Source organism: Streptomyces sp. PA03-6a, assembly GCF_033792765.1.
Taxonomy (GTDB): Bacteria; Actinomycetota; Actinomycetes; order Streptomycetales; family Streptomycetaceae; genus Actinacidiphila.
Genome location: NZ_JARAVK010000415.1, coordinates 1 through 4,955 on the forward strand (window position 1 = coordinate 1; position 4,955 = coordinate 4,955).

The 4,955-nt window shown below is 65.5% G+C and carries 3 protein-coding genes and 2 pseudogenes; 1 reads left to right on the forward strand and 4 read right to left on the reverse strand.

Annotated elements, in window-relative coordinates; genetic code table 11:
- The 3 genes from PV350_RS44415 to PV350_RS44425 all read right to left on the reverse strand — a co-directional run.
- The coding region (locus tag PV350_RS44415) for a beta-ketoacyl synthase N-terminal-like domain-containing protein (RefSeq protein WP_500339046.1) at positions 1-899 on the reverse strand (899 nt) is incomplete at its 3' end.
- Positions 900-1,165: 266 nt separating this feature from the next.
- Positions 1,166-1,810 carry a KR domain-containing protein gene (locus PV350_RS44420; RefSeq protein WP_500339047.1) on the reverse strand — a complete coding sequence of 215 codons (645 nt, stop codon included), beginning with the start codon at positions 1,808-1,810 and terminating at the stop codon, positions 1,166-1,168.
- A gap of 850 nt (positions 1,811-2,660) precedes the next feature.
- A complete protein-coding gene (locus PV350_RS44425; protein WP_500339048.1) occupies positions 2,661-3,494 on the reverse strand; it encodes a thioesterase II family protein in 834 nt (277 codons plus the stop codon).
- A 201-nt stretch (positions 3,495-3,695) separates the two neighbouring features.
- On the opposite strand from PV350_RS44425, the pseudogene PV350_RS44430 reads away from it, so the two are divergent.
- Positions 3,696-4,856: pseudogene (locus tag PV350_RS44430) on the forward strand (IS701 family transposase); the annotation flags it as partial.
- 9 nt (positions 4,857-4,865) lie between these two features.
- Here the strand turns inward: PV350_RS44430 and PV350_RS44435 are convergent.
- Positions 4,866-4,955: pseudogene (locus tag PV350_RS44435) on the reverse strand (IS5/IS1182 family transposase); the annotation flags it as partial.

A 4,955-nucleotide genomic window follows, 5' to 3' on the forward strand; every position in this document is an offset into this window, starting at 1 on the left:
TGGTTCATGGCCGATCCGCGGATGACGGCCAGGATCGTGCGGCCCTCACGCTGCGCGTCACCGAGACGCTGCAGCACCACAACACCCACACCCTCCGACCAGCCGGTGCCGTCGGCGGCATCCCCGAAGGACTTACACCGGCCGTCAACCGCCAACCCCCGCTGACGGGCGAAATCGAGGAAGGTGGCCGGCGTGGACATGATGGTGGCTCCGCCGGCGAGGGCCATGGAGATCTCACCCGTGCGCAGCGCCTGGACGGCGAGGTGGATGGCGGCCAGGGAGGAAGAACAGGCGGTGTCGACGGTGACGGCCGGCCCCTGGAGCCCCAGCACGTAGGCGACACGCCCACTCGCAACACTGCCAGCGCTGCCCGTTGCCAAATGTCCCTGAAGCTGAACGTCTTGTGTGCCTTCGGCGTAGTCGTGGTACATCAGGCCGGTGTAGACACCGACAGGCTGGCCGTGGATTGAGGTCGGTTTGATCCCGGCGCGCTCCAGCGCTTCCCACGAGGTTTCCAGCAGCAACCGCTGCTGCGGGTCCATGGCCAGGGCCTCGCGGGGAGATATGCCGAAGAACTCGGCATCGAAGAGGCCCGCGTCGTGGAGGAATCCGCCGTGACGTGTATAGGAGGTTCCCGGGACCGAGGGATCGGGATCGTAGATATTTTCCAGATTCCATCCGCGATCCGTAGGGAAGAGAGAGATGGCGTCCCCGCCCTGCGACAGTAGATCCCAGAATTCTTCCGGAGTCGAGATATTGCCCGGCAAACGCATCCCCATCCCCACCACAGCGATAGGCTCGCGGAACTTGGTCTCGACCTCGGTCAGTTGCTGACGTAGGCGACGGACCTCCGAAACCGCCTTCTTCAGATAGGAGAGGTTCTTGTCGTTCTCAGACATTTAAATCTTCTCGCACTCTCGAGGGGGGAAGCGGTTCAGAGGTTTCTGAATTATTTCGGTGGGGCTGAAATGTCTTCTGCCGTGGCTATTCTAAATCGTTTTGCCCTGCCCAAGAGGCGGCGAGCGACCGGCCGGATCCAGCGATTTGCAGAAGTCGCCCTGCGCCTTGGTTGAAAATTTGTCCCGAGGTGGCCGGGAGGCTGGGGGATCGATGGAGTTGCAAAAATCCCGCCAGGATTGTCGATAGTTCCCTCTTCGGGTTTTCGCTACTGAACGGCTTTTCGTCGAGGAACCGCGCGAGGTTGTGGGGGGGTGGGGGAGCCGAGGATGAACGGGCCCCAAGCCGGCGGCGTCGCTGGCAGGTCGGCGTGGTGGCGGTGCTGGGTGATGGCGTCTGCGACGGCGTAGTTGGCTTGGCCGGGACTGCCGGTGACACCGGCGACGGAGGTGAACGTGACGTGGCCCGCGAGCGTGGTCCCGCGGGTGAGTTCGTTGGGGTGGACGAGCGCGTCGACCTTTGATCCGAGAACGGTGTTGAGGCGCTCGGGACCCAGAGCGGTGATTACGGCGCCGTCCAGGACACCGGCGGTGTGCACGACGGCGGTCAATGGCGCGCTCTGCGGGACCGCTGTGATCCGTTCGGCTGTCTGATCGCGGCCGGTCAGATCACAAACAACACTTTCGTGATGTTCACTTTCGCCGCGGATGCGCGTTACGGTTGGACCCCAACTGGCGTCCAACCGAGGGTCTAATGCTGCGACATACGCCGGTGTGCCTGTTCCTGTGCCGTTATTGACTTGAACGGCTTGGGGCATGGTAGATCGCTCCCACACGCTCAGCAGACTCCGCAGGATTGTATTAAAAAACGGCGGGCGGGCTTCTTCAGTCCCTGTCGCAGGCGTCGAGGTCATTGCGCACGTGGTGCGGAAACATTCAGAACACGTCTGTGCTGCAGGTAAAATGGATCTACCTCGTTCCCTCACTGTCAACACCTCACCTCACCTCACCTCACCGCCACTGCCGCCCCGCACGGCTGCCTATCACCAAGTGAGCATGATCAATCTCTACTCTGCCCTCTTGGCCGGCCTCGCGAATAGAGCATGAGCGCCATGTTCGCTTCGGCCCTCGATGGCATTACGCTGCGTGCTCAACTGGGCGGTATACGTCTTGTCAGGGCCGTGCTGGAGGCCGGTGACTCAGCTATGCCGCATGGAGGCTGTTCCGCAGCCCGGAACATGTTCGACTGCTCGTGGGAAGGTTCGGGTATCAGGTCAGCCTGGGTCTGGCAGAGCTTGCAGCCGGGTGAAAACACCTCTTGTAACCGGGACTCGGAGCCAGTGACGAGCCAAGCGCGGGATGAGATGGCGCCTGCAGGACTGGCAGGGCCGCACTGAAGAACAGTCTGAAGTGCCCCGTTCTCTCCGCGATAGCCATAGATTCGTTTTCGCGGCACAGCCATGAGATCGGCGTATCGGCAGCGGGAAGGTCGTGCCGTTCCCTCGATGGACCTGCCGGGTTGCCCGGGGCCATGCCTGTTGGAGGAACGCGAGTGTCCCTCCCTGAAGAAGGCGGAATCGTTCAAGCCGAGCCGTAGTCGGTCGCAAAGGTCCCGACGGAGCAGCCCGGAGACGTCAACGCGCCCGGGCGTATCCGACCGGGGGTGCGGTCCCCAGGCAGGGACGAGGATTGATCGTCTCGGAGCCGAGCGTCCTCCTGCAACGTTTTCGGCGGCGAGCTGGGAGCGGGCAGACCAGTGATCGGTTACGGCGCCGCTCTTCCCGCTTCTGCGTGAACGGCCGGTGCGGGCAGCAGCCGAGAGCGCAACAGGTCCAGAACTTCGGTTGCTTGATCGACGAGGAAGAAGTGCCCGCCGGGCAGTTCCTGCAGCTCGCAGTCACCCTCGGGCGCATGGCCACTCCAAGCTCGGGCTTCCTCGAGTGTGGTGTGGGGATCGGAGTCGCCGGTCAGCACGGTGACCGGACAAGGCGCCGGCTCACCCGCGGCGGGAGAATAACGGTAGGACTCGATGGCCTGGTAGTCCGCCCGTAGTGCCGGCAGCACCATCGCGCGCAGCTCGGGGTCGCTGAGCAGAACGGGCTCGGTACCTCCGAGTGAAGAAACCTCTTCGATCAGGGCCCCGTCGTCGCGATTCACGCTCTCGTCCCGCCGCGCCGATGGTGCGCGCCGCCCAGAGGCGAACAGCCGGAACGGCAGATCTCCGCCGCTACTCGCTCGGGCTCCGTGTAGCCGTCGAGCCACCTCGTAGGCAGTGACGGCACCCATGCTGTGACCGAAGAATGCCATCGGCACTCGTGGAGGGAGTGGTTCGGCCAGCACCGCGGTGATGCGGTCGGCAAGTTCGGGAATGTCTCGGACACCCGTCTCGGCACGCCGATCCTGGCGCCCTGGGTACTGCACCGCGAGCACATCGACACGTGGGGCGAGCGCTCGAGCAAACGGCTGGAAGAAGGTGGCTGCGCCGCCCGCATGAGGGAAGCAGATCAGCCGTACCTCCGCGCCCTGCCCCGTGCTGCCTCCGAAACGTCGCAGCCACAGGCGTTGGTCGGAGGAGGGTCCGACGCTGGTCGTGTCCATCGCAGTCTGCCTTCCTGGTGACGCACTTGGAGGGGCCAGCCGCCGCCGAGCGTGGCCACCGAGCGCCGGGAGTCTATCCAGGTAGTGGTTCGTGTGGGCGTTACCGGTAGTTCGTTGAATCCGGGGATGGTGTGGGTTGACGGCAGCTCGGGTTGGTCGTAGGCCGGTGGTAGGGGTCAACTGCCAGGCTGGGGACTGAAGATGACCGCTCGCCGTCCGTGTCCGCCCGCGCCGGGGCCGCTGGAGGAGTACGCGGCCCGGTTCGACGACCTCTTCTTCAGCCTGGCCCAGCGGCGAGGGTTCCGCGAGTACCTGACCGGGCTGCTGGCGCCGCGGGAGCGGAACAAGACGATCACCTGCCTGGCCGGGGCGGAACCGGTGGCTGGTGCAGGGATGCCGGGGGTGCAGCGCCTGCAGTTCTTCCTGTCCGAGTCACCCTGGGAGGCCGAGCAGGTCAACGACCGGCGGCTTGAGCTGCTGCGCGAGGAGATGGCGACGGCTCCGCACCACAGCGGAGTCATCGTGATCGACGATTCCGGGGACCGCAAGGACGGCACCGCGACCGCGCACGTGGGCCGGCAATGGCTGGGCCGACTGGGCAAGACAGACAACGGCATCGTCACGGTGACCACGGTGTGGACCGACGGCCGCGTGTACTACCCACTGCATGCGACGCCCTATACCCCCGCCCGTCACTTCACCAGCGGCCGCTCCGATCCGGCCTTCCGTACGAAACCGCAGCTGGCTGCTGCTCTCGCGGTCCGCGGGAAGAAGGCAGGCTTCGGCTGCCGGGCGGTGGTCGCCGACTGCGCCTACTCCGTCAGCGACGACTGGTACCTCGCGCTGCGCGAGGCGGGCCTGGCCTACGTGGTGGCGCTCAAGCCGCACCGCGGCACCTGGGCCCGGGCCGGCCAGCCGCACACCCCCATCGAAGCCGCCCACACCGTGACCTGGAAGGATGCCAAGCATCCCGGGGACTGGAAGGCCGTGGAGCGTCACTTCCGCGACGGGCGCACCGAGACCTGGTGGGCCGTCGACGCCCGGCTGGGAGGCTACGGACCCGACTCACCCTGCCGACTGGTCGTGGCCACCACCGACCCAGCCGGCCTGCCGGAGAAAGCCACCTGGTACCTGGCCACCAACCTGCCCCACCCCGACACACCCGACACCACGGCCGGCCCGCACCCGCCAGCCGACCTCGCCGAGATCTTCCGCCTCTACGGCCTGCGGCCCTGGATCGAGCAGAGCTACAAACAGATCAAGGACGAACTCGGCTGGGCCGACTTCCAGGTCCGCTCCGCCGGCGCTATCCGCCGCCACCAGACCCTGATCAACTGCGCTTTCTCCTTCTGCTGGGATCAATGAGCCTTTTCAGCGTTGCTTCTCCAGGGTGAGGATGGCTTTGGCTGCTGACGACAGGCGGTTGGGGCTGCAGCGGGCGTGACGGAAGATGCGCCAGCG